This is a genomic window from Moraxella nasicaprae (genome assembly GCF_025643275.1).
Lineage (GTDB): Bacteria > Pseudomonadota > Gammaproteobacteria > Pseudomonadales > Moraxellaceae > Moraxella > Moraxella nasicaprae.
Genome location: NZ_CP089977.1, coordinates 355,282 through 377,214, shown reverse-complemented (window position 1 = coordinate 377,214; position 21,933 = coordinate 355,282). Strand labels below are relative to the sequence as shown.

Sequence of the window (21,933 nt, the reverse complement as noted above, 5' to 3'; positions counted from 1 at the left end):
ATGGCTGTTTTGCTAGGTTTGATGGATTGTATTATCGTATTGGTGTGATGGCTTGCTTGTTGGTGTGGCTATTTTCCATCTGGATAAAAAAAACCGCCAAGATTGACGGCGATATAGAGAGTGTATGTTAGATGATATTTAGCATAAAAATCGGCAACCAGACCGCCGTAACCAGACCGTTAATCGCCAGACCAAAAGCGGCATAGCGTCCGGCGGTTGGGCTGATTTGCCATGCTTCAACCGTGCCAATGGCGTGTGCCACTAAGCCAAGAGACAGCCCCTGAGCTCGCTCGTCCTTGATGTGGCGAAATAGCACACGACAAATCCCAGCCCCTAAGATACCAGAGACGATGATGATAAGATTTGCCATGACCAGCGGTGCTTCGATGATTTGGGCAACAGATAGCCCCACAGGCGTGGTCACAGAGCGAGTAGCAAAGGCAAGTAGGGTATCGTGATTTAGAGCAAGCAGATAGCTAAGTGACATGGGTAAGATAGCACCAACCATACTGGCAAATAGTACAATGAGGCTAAGTTTTTTGATGGGTAATCCCTGAAAATTCATGCCAGCCAACGGCACAGCCAGTAGCACGGTGCTATAACCTAAGAGTCTATCAAATATAGGCTTGGCGTGAGCGTAATAATGATGATAATCTAGTCCAATCACCCATAAAATCAGTAGGGTTAAACAGATGGCGATGATAATCATTGGAATGCCACGAATGTAGCGATTGAGGTATCTTAGGACATATTTTGAGCCAATGTGTGCCACCAGCGTAATCATGAATGCCAAAGCAATGGTACTGCTATCTAGGACTGTCATTTGCTTTCTCCCTGAGTGTGGTCAGCCAGCCATAGAGCGGACAGTTTGGCAAAAAACCACAAGGGCAGTACGGTACTGATGATGATGACCAAAGAGACGGCTGGCAAATCCGCCCCTAAGCCAAACAGCAAAATGCCAGCACCAGCAGAAACAGGCAAAAAAGCAAAACCACTATCGACCAGCAGTCTGCTGGCTGACTGAGCAAGCCACTCTGGCAAGCCTAGTGTCATACGCACGCCAATCAGTATCACAAACAGACCTACCAAGCCGACAATGTTGGCAGCGGTGGGCATACCAAAATAAGCACAAATCAGCAATGACAATTCTCGTACGCCAACCACGATGGCAATGGTGGCAATCATACCGAGCCAAAATCTAGGTTGTCGAGCGGTTGTCATTATGTATATCCTTTTGGGTATTTATCTTGATGTTCATCAAACATCGGTCAATGGCGATTGTACCGTCTAATGACAAAAAGGGTCAAGGTCTGTCAAGCTATGTTCATCATTTTTATTTTTGATGGCACGACTTTGTTGTATTGCTTCTTCAAATGGTTCAAGTGCAGGAGCTAGACTTTTAGCATCTTTGGGCGATAATACTTCTTTGGCATCAAGTTTAAATTGCCCCAAAAGTTGTTTAAGTTTGCTGGCAGAAAGCCTAACGCTCAGCACTTCTTTGCCAGTATCATCATAGTCGCTATGTTCTATCACACCAAGTTCGTGCAAGGTATTTTTTAGTTGCCCTGCATGATAGGGCAGTGTGATGATGTAGTGATGTAGATTGCCAGAAAGCAGTTCTTGGACGGCTTGAATGAGTTTATCCATGCCAATGCCATCACGGGCAGAGACATAAACTCTGGCAGGTGTGTTGGTTTCTTGGTAGTAGATACCAGCAGGTTCGCCACTTTTGTCGATTTTGTTATACACCAATAAAATCGGGGCATCTGCTTTGATTTGCGAGAGTACATCATTAACTGCATCGATTTGTTCGTGCATGTCTGGGCTTGATGCGTCAATCACATGCAGTAGCAAATCCGCCTCCAAAGTCTCTTCTAAGGTGGCGTGAAAACTTTCTACCAGCTCGTGTGGCAAATGACGCACAAAACCAACCGTATCCGCCAGCACCACATTGCCTACACCTGCCCATTTGACTCGTCTAAGCGTTGGGTCAAGCGTTGCAAACAGTTGGTCGGCAGCATAGATGTTGTCATCGGCAAGTCGATTAAATAGGGTGGATTTGCCCGCATTGGTATAACCAACCAAAGAAATGGTGGGTGTTTCTGATTTTTGGCGTTTTGAGCGACCCTGAGCACGAGTTTGCTTGACTTTTTCGAGCTTGGCTTTGAGCTGATTGACACGAATTTGGAGCAGGCGGCGGTCAGTTTCTAGCTGAGTTTCGCCAGGTCCTCGAAGACCAATACCGCCTTTTTGGCGTTCTAGATGCGTCCAGCCACGCACCAGTCGAGTTGCCAAATGGTTTAATTGTGCCAACTCGACTTGTAATTTGCCTTCATAAGTTCTGGCTCTTTGGGCAAAAATATCCAAAATCAGACCCGTTCTATCTAGCACACGGCATTTGAGCGTGGCTTCTAGGTTTCGTTCTTGACTTGGACTTAGATTGTGATTAAAAATGACAATCACATCATCGCCATCTTCGTGCGTGTCTCTAAATCGCTTGACCGCATCAGCAATCTCTTGGGCTTTACCTGTGCCAACAAAATACTTGGCGTGTGGCTTGCTGCGTGAACCTGTGATGACTTCAATTTCATTTGCCCCAGCAGAATGCACCAGTAGGCGAAATTCTTCCAAATCATCTGGGTCGCTGATTTGATGAATGTCCAAATGCACCAAAATGGCATTTTCCCCACCTTCGTGCCTGTCAAAATATTGCAAAATTTTTCCTTAAAAATCAATCATATATTGATATTAAACCATCATCAATGCCAACCATCTTGTTATGAGTATCATGATAAGATGGCTTTTTATTGGTTTTGGTCGGTTGTTTTGTCAATTATAAGAATAAATCTGGTTTGATGGCAAGTATTATCCATCTTTTTGTCACAGTTTGACCCAGAATCATCAAAAGATGAAAGTATCTTATCAAAATCATGGCATAACTGTGCTATGATATGTAGGATTTATTTTTTTATGCACAGCAAAGCCTATGTCCATCATCTACCCAAAATCCACCCCCGTATTATTGACTGCCAATCATAAGCAATTAGACTTATCCACGCCCAAAGTTATGGGGATTCTTAATGTTACGCCTGATTCGTTTTCGGACGGTGGTCAGTTTACCACCATTGAGCGGATTTTGGCACATTGTCAGCAGATGATACAGACTGGTGTGGACATCATTGATATTGGCGGAGAATCCACCAGACCTAATGCTGATAAGGTCAGCCAAGAAGAGGAGCTGGCTCGGGTTGTGCCAGCGGTGCGAGCGATTCGTGAGCATTTTGGCAATCAAATCTGGTTGTCGCTTGACACCAGCAGTCCTGCTGTGATGGAGCAAGGCATCAATGCTGGGGCAGACATCATCAATGATGTTCGAGCCTTGGGGCGTGATGGGGCGTTGCTGATGGCGGCACAGCTTGGTGTTCCTGTGGTTTTGATGCACAGTCGTGGCGAGCCTGATACGATGAATGATTTGGCGGTGTATGACTTAGTGTTAGAACAAATCAAGGCGGAGCTTGATGAAAAAATCAATCAAGCGATGGCAGTCGGTATTCAGCGTAAGCAGATTATTGTTGATGTGGGCATGGGATTTGCCAAGAATTTTGAACACCATAAGCTCATCATGCAGCACTTTGATGAGCTGGTGCAGTATTTTGATTTACCAATGTTATTTGGGGTGTCTCGCAAGCGGTTCTTGGGCGAGCTTTTAAGTCATGCTAATCCTGCATGGAAGACGCACACGCCAGCAGACAGAGACCTGATGGGGGCGGGTATGTCATTACTGGCGGTGCAGGCTGGGGCAAGCATCGTGCGAGTGCATGATGTGGCTAGTAGCGTGCAGATGCTCTCCATGTGGCAACAGCTACAAGACACATCAGCTAAGCATCTGTAATGCGGTCAAAGCCACCACAGGGGCGGTTTCGGTACGCAGCACTCGCTCGCCAATCGTCCATGCCAAAAATCCATGTTGCTTGGCAAGTGCTATCTCACGAGGCGATAGACCGCCTTCGCCACCGATGAGTAGGGCAATGTGTTTGGGTAGGGGTTTGGCAAACTGTGGATTGCCATCGGACAACGCCAGCACCAATTTTAATTCATCGTCACACTGTGCCACCCACTCATCAAGATTGACAGGATTGATGATTTTGGGTACTAGATTCAGACCGCATTGCTCACACGCTGATACCGCCACACCTTGCCAATGTGTGATTTTTTTTAAATCCCGTTCGTATTTAAGATGTTCTTGGCAGCGTTCGCTGGTCAAAAGCTGAATATTTGCCACACCCATCTCGCACGCCTTTTGAATGGCGTAATCCATGCGATCGCCACGACTCATCACCAGTCCAATCGTCGCCACAAAAGGCGGTGTGCGGTTGATGGGATTGTATTCATCTAGGCGTACCAGAGCTGTTTTTTTGTTGATATGAACAAGGCTTACTTGATATTCGCCACCTTGGCCATCAAACAATATGCCCACATCGCCCACTTTGGCACGCAGCACTTTGCACCAATGATGATAAATGTCATCAGTCAGACTAATTTCTTGCCCAAGCTGGCTGGGCGATAACGGTGTGGGGATAAAAAAACGAGACATCAGCGTTATACCAAGCCTAGGCTTTCAACCAGTCGTTTGTTTGGCTGAACCTGATTCATGCTATAAAAATGCAAACTAGGCACGCCCTCGCTCATCAGACGCTGACATAGATGATACACCACCTCAAAGCCAAATTCTTTGATGGCTTTGGTGTCATCGCCAAAATCTGTCAGTTGTTTGCGAATATAGCGCGGAATGTCCGCCCCACAATTATCAGCAAAACGAATCAGATTGCTGGCTTTGGTGATTGGCATGATGCCTGCGGTGATGGGGAAGTTCTCTTGATGAACACCCAGTTTTGCCAATTCATCTCTTAAAAATAAATAACTGTCTGCATTATAAAAAAACTGAGTAATGGCCTCATTCGCCCCTGCGTGGTATTTATCCGCCAGATTTTTGATGTCTTGTTTGAAACTTTTGGCTTGTGGGTGCATTTCAGGATAGGCGGCAACTTTGATGTTAAAATGCTCGCCACTATGCTCACGAATGTATTTGACCAAATCTAGGGCAAATGGCAGTTCGCCATAACCAACCTGACCTGATGGTAAATCGCCACGCAAGGCAACCACTCGTTTTACACCCAAGCCCTTATAACAATCAAGCAATTCGCCAATCTCAGCCTTGCTATCGCCAATACATGACATGTGCGGTACAACAGGAATGGCGGACTGCTCACGAAAAGATTTGACGATGCCCAGCGTGCGTTCACGAGTTGTGCCACCAGCACCATAAGTGACTGAGCAGTATTGTGGATTTAATTCGCCCAGCTCTTTGAAAGTGCTGAGTAATTTGGCTTGTGCATCATCTGTTTTGGTGGGAAAAAATTCGAAAGAAAACGGAATTTTCGCATGGGTTTCTTGGCGTGCTGGCTGTAAGCTGACCGCCAAATCTTGTTTTAATTCGCCCAAGAGTGTTTCGATGGTTTGTAGGCGATTTAGGGTATGTTGACTCATGATGTTCCTATATGAATGAAATCAAATTTAATTTAATTATTCTCAACTTTTGTTGAAAATTATAACAGGTTTTTGCTGATTTGTTAATTGAAATTCAGTGATGAGTGCTTGATGGTAATTTGATATTTTTAATAAAAAAGCGATGAGTCTCCCCATCGCTTTTGATTGTCAAATCATGAAGGTTTAGTATTTATATTCTTCGGATTTAAAAGGACCTTCAACAGGCACGCCCAGATAGTCTGCTTGTTCCTGTGTTAGCTTGGTCATCACACCACCAAAGCCTGCAACCATGGCAGCAGCAACTTCCTCGTCCAGCTTTTTGGGTAGGACTTTGACATACAGGTGCTGAGCTTTTTCAGATGCTGGCAAATCAGCAAATTTTTCTTGATAAAGATGGATTTGAGCCAATACCTGATTGGCGAATGAACCGTCCATAATGCGTGATGGGTGTCCTGTGGCATTACCCAGATTGACAAGACGACCCTCTGATAGCAAAATCAGATAATCAGATTCATCGTTTGAGCGATAGACTTGATGAACTTGTGGTTTTACTTCTACCCATTTCCAGTTGTCACGCATGAATTGAGTGTCAATCTCGGTATCAAAATGCCCAATATTGCAGACCACAGCCGTAGATTTTAGGGCTTTTAGCATTTGGCTATCGCACACATGGTAGTTACCTGTGGTGGTAACGACAAGGTCGGTATCTTGAAGTAGGGCAGTATTGACGCCATTAGCAGCATCGCCACCCACATAAGGCGACACCAATTCATAGCCGTCCATACATGCTTGCATTGCACAGATGGGGTCAATCTCGCTGACACGCACAATCATGCCTTCTTGGCGTAGAGACTGAGCAGAGCCTTTGCCCACATCGCCATAGCCGATGACCAAGGCACGACGACCAGCCAATAACATATCCGTACCACGCTTGATGGCATCGTTGAGTGAATGACGGCAACCGTATTTGTTGTCATTTTTGGATTTGGTGACAGCGTCATTGACATTGATGGCAGGTACTTTTAGCTCGCCTTTGTTTAGCATGTCAATCAAACGATGCACGCCTGTGGTGGTCTCTTCGCTGATGCCGTGAATGGTGTCTAGCATTTGTGGGTATTTGTTGTGAATCAAAGCGGTCAAATCGCCACCGTCATCTAGGATTAGGTTAGCGTCCCAAAGCTGTCCGTCTTTGTGGATTTGTTGTTCTAGGCACCATTCATATTCTTCTTCGGTTTCGCCTTTCCACGCAAAGACAGGAATGCCAGCAGCAGCAATGGCAGCGGCAGCGTGGTCTTGGGTAGAAAAGATATTGCATGAAGTCCAACGAACCTCTGCACCTAATGCCACCAGCGTTTCAATCAAAACGGCTGTTTGAATGGTCATGTGGATACAGCCGACAATCTTAGCACCAGCTAAGGGCTGAGCATCTTGATAGCGTTTACGCAGACCCATCAAGGCAGGCATTTCGGTTTCAGCAAGTTTAATCTCTTTGCGACCAAATTCAGCAAGTGAAATATCGGCGACTTTGTAGTCAGTGAATGTAGACATCTGTCCACTCCTTATCGGTAAAAAAGAAATAGGCAGATGTCGTTGTTTTATAATTATTTGATGAATCATAATTAAACCAAGCCTGACTTTTTAATCAAACAATCTGCTTAAAAAGTTGCAACATCTCTTGGCGATGTATCATTATAACAAAAAAGACTTCGGATTTCATCTGCTTACCATGCTCCAACTGACAAAAAAGACGACCAATCAGCCGTCTTTTTTTTTGCACATTTAGGGTTAGTATTTGAAAGTAACCGAAGTGTGAACATTAGCACCATCAGCATTGTAGCGAGTACCCCAACTTTCGTTGGTGGTGTATTTTTTGTTCAAAATGTTATTGAAACGATGTGTGATGCTGATGTGTGGCGTTAGTTCGTATGTGCCACTTAGATTAAGCAAGCCATAGCCTTGCATTTTGCTGCTATGATTGCTGCCTGCATAATGACTACCAACTTTTTGGTATTCAGCACGGACATTAAAATCATCGTGTGCATAGCCTACATACGCTGTACCCTTATGCTCTGGGCGGAATGCTAGGTCGGATTTGGTTTTTTCGCCAAGTGCATTTGGGGTAACATCATTGGCATCTTGATAATCATAGCTGACACCAGCCAAATAGTGACCAAACTGCCAATCTGAGCTGATGGTCGCTCCTGTGATTTTGGCTTTATTGATGTTTTTGGCAGGCCAGCCAGCAATCAAGTCTTTGACATCGCTATGATAGCCTGTCAGACGAGTTTTGTGATGATTGCCAGTCAGCTCGATAAAGGCTTCACTGTTTTTGCTGGTTTCTGGTTGTAGGTCTGGATTACCACCACCTGGCCAATATAGGTCATTGAAGGTTGGGGCTCGAAAACCTGTGGTATAGTTTGCACCCACTCGTAGATTTGGCGTGATGCGATAGGCAAGACCTGCATTATAGGTAGTGTCCTTGCCGTACCAAGAATTATCATCATAGCGAACAAAGGCTTGTGCATCAAGTTTGTCGTGCGTGCCTTGATAGCCAACATAGACGCCAGTATTATCTCGCTTGGTTTGGGCGTATGCCACGCTTGATTCTACTTCTTGTTTTAGGTGTTCAGCACCTGCTAGAATTTTGCCAGCACCGATGGCGTGCGTCAAAGATAGGTTGGCTTGTTTTTGACGGCTTTGATATTCACCCGTCATGGTTGCCCCAGCAAAGTTTTTGCTTTCGTCCAAAGATTCGCCATATTGCACTTTGACATCACTGCCATTGCCATAATGATAAGTGCCATAGATGCTTACCGCACCGCCTTTTTGCTTATCACGAATGTCGCTTTGGTCTGACCAAGTGTTATCGTATTCGACATCGGCTTTACTGGCTAGGGCGTTTAGACCAGCTTCAAACTGACCAGCACGATGGCTTAGGGCTAGGCTGGCACTTTGGCGTTCAAAACCATCTTCATCACGGCTTTGGGCGTGATATGGGGTAACGATGGTGTTAATGCCATCGCTTTCGCTGTGATTGGCAGATAGATTTAGCTTGGTGTTTTCGTTTGCAAATCCTGCACTAATGCCATAATTAAAACTGTCGTGTGAACCTGCTCCGACTGTGAGAGCGATTTTTGAGCCATCAGCACTGCCTTTTTTGGTAAAGACTTGGATTACACCGCCCATCGCATTTGCACCATAGACGCTAGAACCCGATGCACCGTATAGGATTTCTACTCGCTCCACTTCGTTGGCGGAAAGTAGCCCAAGTGCTGGCTGACCTGTGGTCAAACTGCCATAACGCATACCATCGATGATGACTAAGACACCTTTGCTGTCAAAACCACGCATATAAAAATTGCTGGCTTTGTCAGTGCCACCACTATTGTATGAGCTGATGCCAGCTTGATTTTTGATGACATCAAATAGATTTTGACCTTGATAATGTGCCAATTCTTTGGCGGTCAAAACTTTGGTTTGGGCGACCAGATTGCTGGTTTTGGTGGGGGTCTTGGTGACAGTAACGACCACAGGGTCAAGCTCGACCGTAGTGGTTGGTTCGCCTGTTTGGGCATGGGCAGCTAACATGCTTGTTGGGGCTAATGCCAAAATGATGGCACGGCGTAAAGCAATAGAAGACATAATAACATCAAACCTTTTATCAATTATAAAAATTATCGGTGGAAATCCGTTAAGAATTTCGCCCATTATTATAACATGGAAATAATTTGTTACATCGTCAATTTTAATGAAATATTTTCTATTGATGATGAATTATTTTTTAGGTGAAAGCCGCCATGTTGGTTTTTTTGGGTGTGTCCAATAGGGTCAAAGTGCGTTTGTATTTTCCATTCAATGATGGTTTGTATTATAATAAGCAAAACAACAAGCGTGCCAATCCATCTTGGGCGTTTGTCATGCCATTAAAAAAATAACTGAGTGATAACGATGTACACCGACAGCCATTGCCATTTGATTTATTTGGATAACTACAAAGACAACCCAAGCCAGCTTTTGCAGCGTATGCAAGAGGCGAAAGTCTCTCGTGCGATGGCAATCATGTGTCGCCTAGATGAATACGAACCGATTGCCCAGTGGGTTAGGCTTGGCGAGCAGACGGCAGCGGTGGATATTGGCATGAGCGTAGGTCTGCACCCTTGCCAAGATGAGCAGACACTATCATCAATCTGTGTCGAAAAACTGCTTTCTTATGATGGCGATAAAGTATGGGCGTTTGGCGAAACAGGGCTGGATTATCATTGGGACGACACCAAAAAAGCCGCCCAAAAACACAGTTTTGCCACCCACATCGAGGCTGCCAAGCAGGCGGGCAAACCCATCGTGGTGCATACTCGCAGTGCGTATGATGATACTTTGGATTTGTTAAAAGCAGAAAAATGCGAACATGGCATCATTCATTGTTTCACCGAAGATGACGCTTTTGCCAAAGCAGCATTGGACATGGGATTGTATATTTCTTTATCAGGCATTGTCAGTTTTAATAAATCTCAACAGCTTAGAGAGGTTGCCAAAAAACTACCCCTTGACCGTTTATTGATTGAAACAGACAGTCCTTATCTTGCCCCCGTACCAAAGCGTGGCAAGGATAATGAACCAAGCTATGTGCCTTATGTGGCACAAGCATTGGCGGCAGTCTATGGCAAGACAGCCGAAGAGATTGGGCAAATCAGTAGCCAAAATTTTATCAATCTACTCAATCAGGTGAAGCCTGTCATCAAGGCGTGATTATCTCATCATAACACCGCCAAGCCGAATGCTAACCTTGGTTAGCCTAAGTTTGGCGGTGTTTTTTTAATTGGTGTCATTTTTGGTGAGGGTTTTGCGTTTTAGCAATACCAATACTGCACCATTACCGCCATCATTGGCAGGGGCGGAGACGAACGCCATCACATCGCTGATTTGACGCAGCCAACCATTGACGCAGGTCTTGATGATGGCTTCTTTGCCTTTGCCATGTACGATTTTGACGACAGTTTCGCCATTTTGCAGGGCTTGATGAATTAGCAGTTGGACAGCTGACCGAGCGTCTTCGATGCTTGAACCGTGCAAATCAACCGCATCGTACCAGCGTAGCTTGCCTTGTTTGAGTTGTTCAAAGACTTTATTTTGTAGTGTGGGATTTTTGTAGGATAAATAGGCTTCGCCAGACACAGGATTGAGCAAGGCTTGCATGTCTGATAAGGTTGCTCCCAAGATTTCTTCTGGCCCTTCGGCAGCAGCACGGCGGCGTAGGGCGTTTTCGTCTGCCTTGATGGGGCGATGGTGTATGACGCTGTCTGTTTTTAGTGGTGCAACACCTTGCATTGCTTGCATGAACAGCACTTTATCTTCGTCCACTTGGGCGTGATTAAATCGCTTGACCTCACCAGCCACTTGCTTGGCATTTGGCAGATTGACATTTTGTTCAGGTTTGCCAATGCCGTGTTCTGACTTGGTGGGCTTGGCAAGGTTTTTTAAATCTTGTCTAAATTCTTTGGATAATAAATCTTTAAAACTTGGATTGCTCATGTTTGACTCAAAACTGTTTGGTTGGCTATTTGTCATCTCTAAGAAAAAACCGCCAGAAACTTCAAGCGGTTTTTTTATCATCAACGATTTGGCAGGTGTTCTTTGACCGCTTTGGCAAAACTACGCAAAGTCTCAACCGTCTTATCCCAGTCCAGACAGCCATCTGTCACAGATTTGCCATATTCTAGTTCCGATAGGTCGGCAGGAATGTTTTGACGACCGCCTTTTAGGTGGCTTTCTATCATCAGACCCATGATGGATTTGTTGCCATTTTGGATTTGGGTGGCGATGTTGGCGATGACCATGGGTTGTAGGTAAGGGTCTTTGCCAGAGTTGGCGTGGCTGGCATCGACCATGATTTTGCCATTGGTTTTTCCTTTGGCAAGTTCATTTTCAGCAGCGGCAATGGCGGTTTCGTCATAGTTAGGCTGGTCGTTGCCACCACGCAGGACGACATGGGCGTATTTATTGCCCTTAGACTGAATGATACATACCTGACCATCGAGCGATAAACCCAAAAAGCTATGTCCTGATTGTACCGCTTGCATGGCATTGACTGCCACCGTCATTGAGCCATCAGTACCATTTTTAAAACCAACAGGACAGGATAAGCCAGAACTCATCTCACGGTGCGTCTGTGATTCGGTGGTTCTAGCACCGATGGCTGACCAGCTGATTAAATCTTGGATATACTGTGGTGTATTAGGGTCTAGGGCTTCGGTGGCACAGGGCAGACCTTTTTCGTTGAGTTCCAGAAGCAGCTTTCTGGCGATACGCAACCCTTTTTCGATGTCAAAACTATCGTCCATGTCAGGGTCGTTGATTAGCCCTTTCCAGCCTGTGGTGGTGCGTGGTTTTTCAAAATAAACTCGCATGACGATGAATAGTTCGTCTTTAAGCTCGTGAGCGAGCAGTTTAAGGCGATCGGCATATTCATGAGCTGCCTTGACATCATGAATGGAGCAAGGTCCAACGACCACCAAGATTCGCTTATCGATGCCATCTAGGATATTTTGGATTGCCTGACGACCTTCTAACACAGTCTTGCTGGCAGCGTCAGATAATGGAAATTCTGTTTTTAAAGCACTTGGCGTAACCAACGGGATAAATTTTTCGATATTCACGTCATCAATGTCTGGATTGTGGGTAATGGTTTGGCTCATCGCTTCCCCCTTGCCTAAAAAAATCAATCTGTGCTAAATATGCTGGCTAATTTTGTTCAATAGATACAATCATCATAAGCGTGTATCGTGATGTGTCAAAGTTGGCACCATCAGCACAATAAAATAAATGGTGTTATTATGCCTTGACTTACCAAACTTTACAAGCCAAAAAAACAGTTGTTTACATGAAAAATATCAGCAATCAGCCAAACTAATGGTTTGCAATGATGCAAATGGCAGGATTTGACGGGTCAAGACTTTAAGAAAACTCTTAGGTATGATATGATAGGCGAATTTTAAAAAGCAAAGCTGGCTTGCCCAGTAACATGGTTTAGGATTATCAGAACAAAATGACCACAACACACCCAACTTATGCCGACATTCAAGCCATCGTGGCTGATGATTTTGCGATTATGGATAAGCAAGTATTTGGCAGTCTAAATTCAAAAGTGCAACTGGTGATGAGTGTCTCTAAGCATGTGATTGATGCTGGTGGTAAAAGAATGCGACCACTCATCACGCTCTTGACCGCACGCATGCTAAACGACACCCAAAGCGAACAAGCAATGCAGTTGGCAGCCATTACTGAGATGTTGCATACCGCCACTTTGGTGCATGATGATGTGATTGATGCGTCTGGGTTGCGTCGTGGTCGTCCAACTGCCAATGCCACTTGGGATAATGCCACAGCGGTACTGGTGGGCGATTATTTGATTGCTCGTTCTTTTAACCTGTTGGTGGGCTTTAATAATTTGCCTTTATTAAAGCTATTTTCTGATGGTACTTGTGATATTGCCGAAGGGGAAGTGCTTCAATTACAACATCAGCACAATCCACAAACCACCGAAGAAGATTATTTGCAAATCATTGATGGCAAGACTTCTCGCCTGTTTATGATGGCGACCAAAGGGGCTGCGATTTTGCAGGGTAGAGATGAGTTGTTAGCACCGCTTGGCGATTTTGCTTATCATTTTGGTAATGCTTTTCAGATGATTGATGATGTGCTTGATTTTGTGGGCGATGCTGCTGTGATGGGCAAAAATCTGGGCGATGATTTGGCAGAAGGTAAGCCAACTTTGCCCATCATCAAGACCCTAGAAATCCTAAAAAATAACCATTCGCCTGATTATGACACGCTACGCATTGCGGTGCAGACGGGCAAGGTGGACAATCCTGCCAAGCTCATTGATATGGTGCGTGAGTGTGGTGCGTTGGATTATTGTAAGCAGCGAGCATTGCAGGAGACCACGCTGGCACAGCAGGCATTAGAGCAACTACCTGCCAACCAATACCGTGATGGATTGTATCAATTAACCACCCTTGCCAGCAGTCGCTTGGTGTAGTGTCATTATCAGCAATCCCATCGCTTGATGGGATTTTTTTGGCAAAAATCATTTCTTGCCAATCACCAAAATTCCCAAGAAAAACCCTTAATCCTATCTGATTTGTACAGCAAAATAAGAGTAAAAACAATGAGCAAACTCAATCCCAGACAGCATGAAGCGATGGTTCATATTTCAGGGCCTTTGTTGGTTTTGGCAGGGGCAGGTTCGGGCAAAACATCGGTCATCACCCAAAAAATCGCCCATTTGATTGAGAATTGCAACATTCCAGCCGAACGCATTACAGCGGTTACTTTTACCAATAAGGCGGCTCGTGAGATGAAGTCTCGTGTCCAAAAATTATTGCCAGCCGATAAAACTCGTGGCTTGACGGTCTCAACTTTCCATCAGTTTGGCTTACAACTCATTCGAGCCGAACTAAAACACACCTCATTGAAGTCAAATTTTAGCATCATGGATAGCGATGATTCGAAGCGACTGTTGCTGGATTTGATGGTGCGAGATAACATTAGCGGTACTGATAATCGTCTTTTTGTGACCAAGGCGATACAGCTCATCAGTGACTGGAAGAATGATTTGATTGACCCTGATGATGCCTTGCAAACCGTACAAGACCCAGAAGACCAGCAATTTGCCCATTTGTATGCTTTGTACGAAAGAAATCTTAGGGCGTATAATGCGGTTGATTTTGATGATTTGATTGTGATGCCTGTCAAGATTTTAAGAGAAAACTGGGAGGTGCGTGAAAAATGGCAAAATCGCATTCGCTATTTGCTGGTGGACGAGTACCAAGACACCAATACTGCACAGTATGAGATGATTAAGCTGTTGGTGGGGGTTCAGTCTCGCTTTACGGTGGTGGGCGATGATGACCAGTCCATCTATGAATGGCGTGGTGCAAAACCTGAAAATATGGCGTTATTAAAACAGGATTTTCCTGCATTGACGGTGGTTAAGTTAGAACAAAACTACCGCTCTACCAACAGCATTTTGCACGCTGCCAACTCCGTGATTGCTAATAATTCGCATCTGTTTGAAAAACAGCTTTGGTCGGATAAGGGGCAAGGGGAGAAAATCCGTGTGATTGCCACGAATGATGAATTTGAAGAAGCTGAACGGGCGGTCAGAGATATTTTGGTGCATAAAATGCGAAACAACCACAGCTGGGAGCAATACGCTGTGCTGTATCGCAGTAATTTTTTATCTCGGGCTGTGGAGGTTTCATTGCGAGAGTATAATGTGCCTTACCAAATATCTGGCGGTGTTTCGATGTTTTCACGCACCGAGATTAAAGATGTGATGGGCTATTTGCGTCTAATCATCAATCCTGATGATGATGCAGCATTTTTGCGAGTGATTAACACACCAAGACGAGGCTTGGGTTCGGTTGCTCTTGAAAAATTGGGATTATTTGCCCAAGAGCATGGATTATCGTTATTATCTGCCTGCTCGCATAATCATCTAAAATCCGCTTTGGGTAATAAGGCTGGCAATACCTTGTATGACTTTGCCAGATTTGTTGAGCATTATACTCGTGAATTGCATGACAATCCTGAGCCAATCCCGACAGTCAAGCAAATGATTATAGAAACTGGGTATGTCGATTACATCAAATCAGATGCCAAAAACCCTCATCAAGAAAAGGCTCGACTGGATAATATTGACATGCTTTATAGAAGTATTTCTGCCTTGATTGAGCGTGCTGAAACTGATGATGAGAAAACGATTGATGCGGTCATTCGCAAGCTGATTTTGCTAGATATGCTAGATCAGGAGCGAGAGGAGAGCGATACGAATAAGGTTAGCCTCATGACGCTGCACGCTGCCAAAGGTTTGGAGTTTGATTTTGTGTACATCATTGGTGCTAGAGAAGAAATCCTGCCACACAAAAATGCCATGATTAACGATAATGGTGTCGAAGAAGAAAGACGACTGATGTATGTGGGCATCACTCGTGCCAAAAAAGAGCTGACGGTGCTATACCCCAAAAAGTACAAAGTTGGTAAAGATATGAAGCATTCAACACCTTCTCGTTTTTTGGACGAAATGCCTGAGGAATATGTACAATATCCAGACAGACGACCAAAGTCAGACCCAAAGAAAGTGGCAGAAAATTATCTAAGCAATATCCAAGCGATGCTTGATGCCAAAAAACGCTGATAAAAAAACCGCTCAATGTTAACATTGAGCGGTTTTTTGACACGGGTGGTTGGCTTGGTGTGATGTGGTGGTCTGGTGGGGCTTGGCTAATGGGCAGATTGGGTTTTTTGGTGCATAAAAAACCAAGCAATCATCAAGGCCATCAGTTGCAATATCAAAATCAACACAACTGTGCCATTCCAAGCTCCCATTTGATAGGCGATGGCACAGCCATAAGCACCAATAAAACCGCCACCATAGTAGCTAAAATAGTATAAGCCTGATGCCAGCGAACGACCTTGATTGACATGACTGGTCAGATAACTGATGGTTGCTGACTGAGTGATGAATACGCCTGATGACATTAAAGTTAAACCAACGATGACCAAAGATAAAGGCGTGCTAAGCGTCAGTATGATGCCAATGACGGATAGGCTGATGGCAAGCATGATGGTTTTAACCATGCCAGCACGAGCAATCAGTTGTGTGGTCAAAGGTGTGATTGCCATGCCAATCAAATAAATAGAAAAAATATTGGCAAGCTGTGCGGTGGAGAGTTGATAGGGAGCGTCTGCCAAATGCAGATTGATGAAAGTAAAACAACCCACCAAAGAAAACAGCACACAGCCACCAAGCACACAGCTGCTGATGACATGGGGATTTTTGGTGTGGCTGATGAGCGTGGCAAAAGCGGATTTGAAGTTTTCGCTCACCACAAAATGCCGTGAGGTGGGCAGACTGTTTAGCACCCACACCGCCCCAATGAGCGTCAAGCCTGCCATCGCCAAATAGCCATAACGCCAGCCGATAAAATGTTCCAAATAGCCTGCAAAAAATCGTCCACTAAATCCACCTAGTACCGTACCAGAGACATACAAAGACATCATGGCGGTCAGGCTGTCTTTGTATTCTTCGCTGATGTAGGCAATCAGCACAACCGTGATACCAGGAATGCTCAGCCCTTGTAAAAATCGCCAAAAAATCAACTCATCAACGGTATGCCCAAAGCCAATCATCGCCGTTGGTAACGCCAATAAAAACAGCGAACCGACAATGAATCGCTTGCGTCCAAAGGCATCAGAAAGCATACCAATGAATGGTGAAATCAGAGCAATGGCAAGCACTGTTGCACCAACTGCCATGCCAATCTGAACTTCACTGGCGTGTAAATCAGACTGCAATACGGGCAAAATCGCCTGTACTGAATACACTTGTAAAAAGGCAAAAAAACCAATCATGGCGATGGTCAGTCGTTCTAAGAGGCTTGGTTGCTTGTTCATAATCGGACACTTAATACAATGGGTGATGGAATTTATTGTACTTGATTTATCGTTCTTTTAGAATACGCTTGATGCATTCATATCAAATTTACCAAAAATCTGCTAAAATTAGCCGATTATCTATGAGACTGATGACATTGGACTGATTATGAATAACCCAAATCATGTGTTGATTGTTGGCGGTGGGCAAGTGGGCTTATCTTTTGCTTTATTATTGGCTCATTTTGGCATTGATAGCACCATCATCGAAAAGCAGCGATACCCAAAGATTAGCCCTGATGAAGACCTTGAAAGAAAGGCATACTTGGACAGTCGCAATACGGCACTTTCTCGCAAAACGGTACAAATTTATCAAGAGATTGGTCTGTGGGATAGACTAAAAAGCCATGCTTGCCGTATCGATGAAGTTACCATCAGTGAGCTTGGTAGTTTTGGTCGAGCAAGGCTTAATAAACATGAAGAGGGTGTGGAGAGTTTTGGTCAGGTCATCGAAAATGCACACATGGGCAGACAGCTATTGTTGGCGGTCAAGGATAATCATCACATCACGCTATATGATGGAGCTAGTGTGATTGACATCAGTCAAGATGAAAAGCAGGCCATCGTCAAGGTGGTGTTTGACGATGATACGCCAGCGATGCAATTATCCGCTCCGTTGGTGGTGGCGTGTGATGGTAGGGATTCGCCAATCAGACAGCTGTTAAACATTGGCATACAGGCACACGACTATGAGCAGGTGGGCATTGTTGGCGTGGTGCAGACGGATAAGCCGCACCAGCATATTGCCATTGAGCGATTTAGTAGTGCAGGGCCTTTGGCGGTACTACCTTTGACAGATGGTCTTGGCGATGGTGGTACAGATGATACTAAGGGTCATCGCCGCTCTGTGGTGTTTATTTGCCCAAAAGGCGAAGAAGAGCGTTACCTGACTGATGATGCGTACTATTTGCAGACTTTGCAACAGGTGTTTGGCGATAGTGCAGGGCGTTTTTTGGCGACAGGCAGGCGAGGTGCTTATCCGCTGAGCAAGGTGCTGGCGGACAGACAAGTCTTGGGACGCTTTGTGCTGATGGGTAATGCTGCTCATACCTTGCACCCTGTGGCAGGGCAGGGCTTTAATCTGTGTCTAAGAGATGCCAGAAGTCTAGCACAGCTACTGGCACGCGCCAAAAGTCAGGCAGGTGATGATGGCTATGATTTTGGCGATTATGCCAGATTGTCTCATTATGAACGCTCTCGCCTAAGTGACCAAAAAAGAGTCATCAAATTTTGTGATACGGTGGTGGGTAGTTTTACCAGCACCAATCCTGTGATGAAGTTTGCTCGCAATGTTGGACTGATTGCTTTTGACAAAATTCCAGGTATTAAGCCGATGGTGGCAAGTTATGCAATGGGTTTAAAATCCTAAGGGTTATTGAGATGGTCTTAAAAGCAATTTTGATTGTTTTTGGTTGCCTATTCATCGGTCAGGTGCTTGTTGAGTGGCTTACCTTGCCTTTGCCACCCAGTGTGATTGGCTTGTTGCTACTGTTTTTTGCTTTACAATCAGGACTGGTGAAATTAAGCACAATGGAAAAACTTGCCAAAGTGCTGCTGGATTATCTGGTGCTACTGGTTGTGCCTGCTTGTATCTCTATCATGCAGTATCTTGATGTGATTCGTGATGATTTTTGGGTATTGCTGGTGGGTACGGCAGTCAGCACGGTGTTGGTTTTGATTGGGACAGCATGGTCTTATCAGGGATTAAGAATCCTACAAAAACGCACCAATACACCAGCAAATAAAAATCAAAAGGGGTAGAGATGGATTTTAAGGCATTGTCAAGCAGTCCGTTTTTGTTGTTGTTTTTATTGATTGCGGTATTTGAATGCTGTGTTTGGTTGCGACAAAAAACCAAGCAACCACTCATCAATCCAACGCTGATTACCACGATTGTGGTGATTGCTGTGTTAAAATTTTTGAACATTGAATGGCAAAGTTTTGAAAAAGCCAGCAGTTATTTGACCTTTTGGTTGCAACCTGTGGTGGTGTGTCTTGCCATTCCTTTGTATGTACAATGGCAAAAAATCAAGGTGCAGTGGTTGCCTATCTTGACCTCGCAGATGATTGGTAGCGTGCTTGGTATCATCACAGGGGTGCTATTGGTCAGATGGCTTGGCGGTAGTCAGGCAAGCATGATTGCTGTGGCTGCCAAATCAGTAACAATGCCGATTGCCATCGAAGTGACTGAGCAGCTAGGCGGTGTGGTGGGTATTGCCTCAGCGACGGTATTGGTGGCAGGCGTGGTTGGTCAGATGGTGGGTGTGTATGTACTACGCACCGCCAAATCTCATCGCCCAATGGCGACAGGCTTATCGTTGGGGACGGCATCACATGCTTTGGGGACGGCTCGCTCGATGCAGCTTGGCTCTCGCTATGTGGCGTATGCAACTTTGGGGCTGATTTTAAATGGCATCATCACCGCTTTTCTTGCCCCGATTTTTGTTCCGTATTTACTGCCTTGATCGACAATCAATGTTCATCAATCACAAAAAAACGCAAGCTTGATTGTCTTGCGTTTTTTGTTTAACCAGTTATTTTTGGTTGGCAGCGTAGATGGTAGCTTGTAGCCAAATGTTTGCCTGAATGTAGTCATGAACTTGAATGCTGTGCGTCTGCGGTGTGCTTGGGGTGGCAATACGCACCACAAATGGCTGAGCGTCAGGTTCTCTTAGAATGACCACATCAAATAGAGTGATGTCTTGTCCAAAAAAGCTGTCAGATGATTTGCCAAGCACCTGACCTTGACACCATGCTTCGTCTTCTTGACCGAAAGTCTCGCCAAACAGATAGGCACACATGTGTCCTAGATTGATTTCAACAGGGGCAAATGGCTCATCTGGATTATGGTCCTTTGGTTGCCATTGGCGAATTTGTTCATCGATGTCATTGGGTACTTTGCCATCATTGGCAGCAACAATGTCATTAAAGGCACGATGATAGCGAATGGCGTCTTGGTCTTCAACCAAAATCGTCTCATCATCTCGACTGGGTTCGATGTTATATGCCCACGCACTAAAATTGACATAATAATCTGTATTGGCACGATATTCGGTGCGATTGATGGCGTATAGCTGGTCAAAGGCGTAGATGATTGCTCCATCGGGGGTTTTGAGGCGTAAAATCGCATCAGAAGTCTCATCGCAGCGAATGATGCGTTCGATTTGGCAAGTGAGACCATATGGGCTATTGACCGCAGGAAAGGCGTTGATGAATGATTGTGGCTTACCGTCTTTGATGGCAAGAATCTGTTTGATGTGACAAGTGTCATTAGTGCCAATCAATAATTTGCCTGCGTTGGCGTGATTTTGTCCCAATCCGACTGGTAAAGTCGCCTTATCTAGCATCTGTTGTAGCCAGTTTGGCACATCATCACCAATGTGTTCTGTCAAAATCGCCCAATGGTCGCCGTGACTGGCGTTTTTGTCTTTGGGTAAGTCAATCTTCATCACAGGTGTGTCGTGTTGATAGCGGTAATGAAAAGTCTGTGTGCTGTTTGTCATGATAAAATCTCAAAAAAACCTGCTGACATCATGGGGATTTTTATAAAAAAATCAAGACAAGAAGCGGTTTGATTGGCGTTTATCGTTAATAATTGGTAAAATATGCGTCTATTTTAATTTTTGGAAAATGACTATGTTTCGTCCGTTAGCTTTGTTCATTGGACTTCGCTACACGAAAGCCAAACGAAAAAATGGCTTTATTTCGTTCATTTCACTCATTTCGATGATTGGTCTGACATTGGGTGTGGCGGTGTTGATTACCGTTTTATCTGTGATGAATGGCTTTGACAAAGAGCTAAAATCAAAAATTTTGGGCATGGTACCCCAAGCGACAGTCAGCTCTTATGACATCATTACCGATTGGCAGCCGCTCGCCAAACAAATCCAAGATGACAATAAAGAGGTACAGGCAGTCGCCCCCTTTATTCATTTGCAAGGCATGCTCACCTCCGAAGGTCAGGTATCTGGCGTGATGGTGACAGGCATTGACCCTGCTTATGAAAAACAAGTATCCATCATCGATGAGCATATGCTGGCAGGTAGTCTTGATGACCTTAAAGAAGGCGAGTTTGGTATTGTGCTGGGCGAGAGCATGGCGATTTCATTAGGCTTGCAGTTAGGCGATAAAGTGACTTTGGTATTGCCAGAGGCCTCGCCATCAGCAGCGGGCGTTATCCCAAGATTTAAGCGATTTACGCTGGTGGGTGTGTTTCGCATCAGCAATGAAGTCGATAGTGCGATGGGTTTTGTGCAGATGCGTGATGCAGGCGTGATGCTTCGATTGCCAGAAGGGGCTCAGGGTCTGCGTATGAAATTGAGCGATATTTTTGTTGCCCCACAAGTTGCCCAAAAAGCAGCATCATTGGACGCTGGCAATCTACTGCCAGGCGACTGGACGAATACGCACGGCAATCTATTTAGTGCCATTCGCATGGAAAAAGCCATGATTGGATTGTTGCTATTTTTAATCGTGATTGTGGCGGCATTCAACATCGTATCAAGCCTTGTCATGCTGGTAACGGACAAAAAATCAGACATTGCTATCCTAAAAACCTTTGGTGCATCGCCCAAACTTGTGATGCAAACCTTCATGGTGCAAGGCATGATTATTGGCGTGATTGGTACGGTGCTGGGTACGGTGTTAGGTGTCACGCTTGCTTTGACGGTCAATGATATTTTGATTTTAATCAGTCGCACTTTTGGCATCAGTTTATTTGACGGCAGTGTGTATTTTGGCATGGATTATCTGCCATCGCAGGTGCAGTTTGCTGATGTGGCATTGATTGTGATTGCGTCATTTTTGCTGAGTTTTTTGATGACGATTTATCCTGCCTATAAAGCTGCCAAAATCCAGCCAGCCCAAACGCTACGCTATGAATAGGAGTGTGTG

The 21,933-nt window shown here is 44.9% G+C and carries 19 protein-coding genes; 8 read left to right on the top strand and 11 right to left on the bottom strand.

Annotated elements, in window-relative coordinates; genetic code table 11:
- Positions 1 to 127: 127 nt before the first annotated feature.
- The 3 genes from LU297_RS01595 to hflX all read right to left on the bottom strand — a co-directional run bounded on the left by LU297_RS01595 (position 128) and on the right by hflX (position 2,715).
- Positions 128 to 823, bottom strand: coding sequence for an LrgB family protein (locus tag LU297_RS01595; RefSeq protein ID WP_263076674.1), 696 nt, complete (start codon positions 821 to 823; stop codon positions 128 to 130).
- Positions 820 to 1,221, bottom strand: a complete 402-nt coding sequence (locus LU297_RS01590; protein WP_263076673.1) for a CidA/LrgA family protein — start codon at positions 1,219 to 1,221, stop codon at positions 820 to 822. The genes LU297_RS01595 and LU297_RS01590 overlap by 4 nt, the downstream gene beginning before the upstream one ends.
- 66 nt (positions 1,222 to 1,287) lie before the next feature.
- The gene (gene hflX / locus LU297_RS01585; protein WP_263076672.1) at positions 1,288 to 2,715 is read right to left on the bottom strand and encodes a ribosome rescue GTPase HflX; all 1,428 of its coding nucleotides are present in this window, start codon (positions 2,713 to 2,715) and stop codon (positions 1,288 to 1,290) included.
- 271 nt (positions 2,716 to 2,986) lie between these two features.
- Here hflX and folP point away from each other — a divergent pair, with 271 nt between their 5' ends.
- Positions 2,987 to 3,892: a dihydropteroate synthase gene (gene folP, locus LU297_RS01580; protein ID WP_432806263.1), complete on the top strand. Its 906-nt coding sequence runs from the start codon at positions 2,987 to 2,989 to the stop codon at positions 3,890 to 3,892.
- On the opposite strand, the gene LU297_RS01575 is transcribed toward folP, so the two are convergent.
- The 4 genes from LU297_RS01575 to LU297_RS01560 form a co-directional block, all read right to left on the bottom strand.
- On the bottom strand, positions 3,875 to 4,594 hold the full coding sequence (locus LU297_RS01575) for a 16S rRNA (uracil(1498)-N(3))-methyltransferase (RefSeq protein ID WP_263076671.1): 720 nt from the start codon (positions 4,592 to 4,594) through the stop codon (positions 3,875 to 3,877). The genes folP and LU297_RS01575 overlap by 18 nt on opposite strands.
- A gap of 5 nt (positions 4,595 to 4,599) precedes the next feature.
- The gene (gene metF / locus LU297_RS01570) at positions 4,600 to 5,547 is read right to left on the bottom strand and encodes a methylenetetrahydrofolate reductase [NAD(P)H] (protein ID WP_263076670.1); all 948 of its coding nucleotides are present in this window, start codon (positions 5,545 to 5,547) and stop codon (positions 4,600 to 4,602) included.
- 183 nt (positions 5,548 to 5,730) lie between these two features.
- Entirely contained in the window at positions 5,731 to 7,095 is a 1,365-nt protein-coding gene (gene ahcY / locus LU297_RS01565; RefSeq protein WP_263076669.1) for an adenosylhomocysteinase, read from the bottom strand.
- A gap of 237 nt (positions 7,096 to 7,332) precedes the next feature.
- The gene (locus tag LU297_RS01560) at positions 7,333 to 9,189 is read right to left on the bottom strand and encodes a TonB-dependent receptor plug domain-containing protein (RefSeq protein WP_263076668.1); all 1,857 of its coding nucleotides are present in this window, start codon (positions 9,187 to 9,189) and stop codon (positions 7,333 to 7,335) included.
- A 306-nt stretch (positions 9,190 to 9,495) separates the two neighbouring features.
- On the opposite strand from LU297_RS01560, the gene LU297_RS01555 reads away from it, so the two are divergent.
- A complete protein-coding gene (locus tag LU297_RS01555; protein ID WP_263076667.1) occupies positions 9,496 to 10,293 on the top strand; it encodes a TatD family hydrolase in 798 nt (265 codons plus the stop codon).
- 66 nt (positions 10,294 to 10,359) lie between these two features.
- On the opposite strand, the gene LU297_RS01550 is transcribed toward LU297_RS01555, so the two are convergent.
- Both LU297_RS01550 and LU297_RS01545 read right to left on the bottom strand, forming a co-directional pair.
- On the bottom strand, positions 10,360 to 11,076 hold the full coding sequence (locus tag LU297_RS01550) for a Smr/MutS family protein (RefSeq protein ID WP_263076666.1): 717 nt from the start codon (positions 11,074 to 11,076) through the stop codon (positions 10,360 to 10,362).
- Positions 11,077 to 11,156: 80 nt separating this feature from the next.
- Positions 11,157 to 12,239, bottom strand: a complete 1,083-nt coding sequence (locus tag LU297_RS01545) for a 3-deoxy-7-phosphoheptulonate synthase (RefSeq protein WP_263076665.1) — start codon at positions 12,237 to 12,239, stop codon at positions 11,157 to 11,159.
- A 350-nt stretch (positions 12,240 to 12,589) separates the two neighbouring features.
- Between LU297_RS01545 and LU297_RS01540 the strand changes: the two genes are divergently transcribed.
- Complete coding sequence (locus tag LU297_RS01540) at positions 12,590 to 13,582, top strand: polyprenyl synthetase family protein (protein WP_263076664.1); 993 nt, start codon at positions 12,590 to 12,592, stop codon at positions 13,580 to 13,582.
- Between the two features lie 129 nt (positions 13,583 to 13,711).
- Positions 13,712 to 15,742 carry a UvrD-helicase domain-containing protein gene (locus LU297_RS01535; protein ID WP_263076663.1) on the top strand — a complete coding sequence of 677 codons (2,031 nt, stop codon included), beginning with the start codon at positions 13,712 to 13,714 and terminating at the stop codon, positions 15,740 to 15,742.
- Between the two features lie 86 nt (positions 15,743 to 15,828).
- Here LU297_RS01535 and LU297_RS01530 read toward each other — a convergent pair whose 3' ends face one another.
- Positions 15,829 to 17,001: an MFS transporter gene (locus LU297_RS01530; protein ID WP_263076662.1), complete on the bottom strand. Its 1,173-nt coding sequence runs from the start codon at positions 16,999 to 17,001 to the stop codon at positions 15,829 to 15,831.
- A 148-nt stretch (positions 17,002 to 17,149) separates the two neighbouring features.
- Here LU297_RS01530 and LU297_RS01525 point away from each other — a divergent pair, with 148 nt between their 5' ends.
- Genes LU297_RS01525 through LU297_RS01515 form a run of 3 tightly spaced genes read left to right on the top strand, consistent with a single transcriptional unit; the run spans position 17,150 to position 19,505 of the window.
- Positions 17,150 to 18,409 (top strand): FAD-dependent monooxygenase, encoded by a 1,260-nt coding sequence (locus LU297_RS01525; protein WP_263076661.1) that lies wholly within the window; start codon positions 17,150 to 17,152, stop codon positions 18,407 to 18,409.
- 11 nt (positions 18,410 to 18,420) lie between these two features.
- Complete coding sequence (locus LU297_RS01520) at positions 18,421 to 18,801, top strand: CidA/LrgA family protein (RefSeq protein ID WP_263076660.1); 381 nt, start codon at positions 18,421 to 18,423, stop codon at positions 18,799 to 18,801.
- Between the two features lie 2 nt (positions 18,802 to 18,803).
- On the top strand, positions 18,804 to 19,505 hold the full coding sequence (locus tag LU297_RS01515; protein WP_263076659.1) for an LrgB family protein: 702 nt from the start codon (positions 18,804 to 18,806) through the stop codon (positions 19,503 to 19,505).
- A 69-nt stretch (positions 19,506 to 19,574) separates the two neighbouring features.
- Here LU297_RS01515 and LU297_RS01510 read toward each other — a convergent pair whose 3' ends face one another.
- The gene (locus LU297_RS01510) at positions 19,575 to 20,543 is read right to left on the bottom strand and encodes a hypothetical protein (protein WP_263076658.1); all 969 of its coding nucleotides are present in this window, start codon (positions 20,541 to 20,543) and stop codon (positions 19,575 to 19,577) included.
- A gap of 133 nt (positions 20,544 to 20,676) precedes the next feature.
- On the opposite strand from LU297_RS01510, the gene LU297_RS01505 reads away from it, so the two are divergent.
- Positions 20,677 to 21,924 (top strand): lipoprotein-releasing ABC transporter permease subunit, encoded by a 1,248-nt coding sequence (locus tag LU297_RS01505; protein ID WP_263076657.1) that lies wholly within the window; start codon positions 20,677 to 20,679, stop codon positions 21,922 to 21,924.
- The last annotated feature ends 9 nt before the right edge of the window (positions 21,925 to 21,933 follow it).

Coding starts and splice junctions, on each gene's coding strand:
- LU297_RS01575 (WP_263076671.1), bottom strand. CDS start 4,594: ATGTCTCGTTTTTTTATCCCCACACCGTTATCGCCCAGCCAGCTTGGG.
- LU297_RS01505 (WP_263076657.1), top strand. CDS start 20,677: ATGTTTCGTCCGTTAGCTTTGTTCATTGGACTTCGCTACACGAAAGCC.
- LU297_RS01595 (WP_263076674.1), bottom strand. CDS start 823: ATGACAGTCCTAGATAGCAGTACCATTGCTTTGGCATTCATGATTACG.
- LU297_RS01590 (WP_263076673.1), bottom strand. CDS start 1,221: ATGACAACCGCTCGACAACCTAGATTTTGGCTCGGTATGATTGCCACC.
- metF (WP_263076670.1), bottom strand. CDS start 5,547: ATGAGTCAACATACCCTAAATCGCCTACAAACCATCGAAACACTCTTG.
- LU297_RS01540 (WP_263076664.1), top strand. CDS start 12,590: ATGACCACAACACACCCAACTTATGCCGACATTCAAGCCATCGTGGCT.
- folP (WP_432806263.1), top strand. CDS start 2,987: ATGTCCATCATCTACCCAAAATCCACCCCCGTATTATTGACTGCCAAT.
- LU297_RS01545 (WP_263076665.1), bottom strand. CDS start 12,239: ATGAGCCAAACCATTACCCACAATCCAGACATTGATGACGTGAATATC.
- LU297_RS01510 (WP_263076658.1), bottom strand. CDS start 20,543: ATGACAAACAGCACACAGACTTTTCATTACCGCTATCAACACGACACA.
- LU297_RS01560 (WP_263076668.1), bottom strand. CDS start 9,189: ATGTCTTCTATTGCTTTACGCCGTGCCATCATTTTGGCATTAGCCCCA.
- LU297_RS01525 (WP_263076661.1), top strand. CDS start 17,150: ATGAATAACCCAAATCATGTGTTGATTGTTGGCGGTGGGCAAGTGGGC.
- LU297_RS01555 (WP_263076667.1), top strand. CDS start 9,496: ATGTACACCGACAGCCATTGCCATTTGATTTATTTGGATAACTACAAA.
- LU297_RS01530 (WP_263076662.1), bottom strand. CDS start 17,001: ATGAACAAGCAACCAAGCCTCTTAGAACGACTGACCATCGCCATGATT.
- LU297_RS01535 (WP_263076663.1), top strand. CDS start 13,712: ATGAGCAAACTCAATCCCAGACAGCATGAAGCGATGGTTCATATTTCA.
- LU297_RS01550 (WP_263076666.1), bottom strand. CDS start 11,076: ATGAGCAATCCAAGTTTTAAAGATTTATTATCCAAAGAATTTAGACAA.
- ahcY (WP_263076669.1), bottom strand. CDS start 7,095: ATGTCTACATTCACTGACTACAAAGTCGCCGATATTTCACTTGCTGAA.
- LU297_RS01515 (WP_263076659.1), top strand. CDS start 18,804: ATGGATTTTAAGGCATTGTCAAGCAGTCCGTTTTTGTTGTTGTTTTTA.
- LU297_RS01520 (WP_263076660.1), top strand. CDS start 18,421: ATGGTCTTAAAAGCAATTTTGATTGTTTTTGGTTGCCTATTCATCGGT.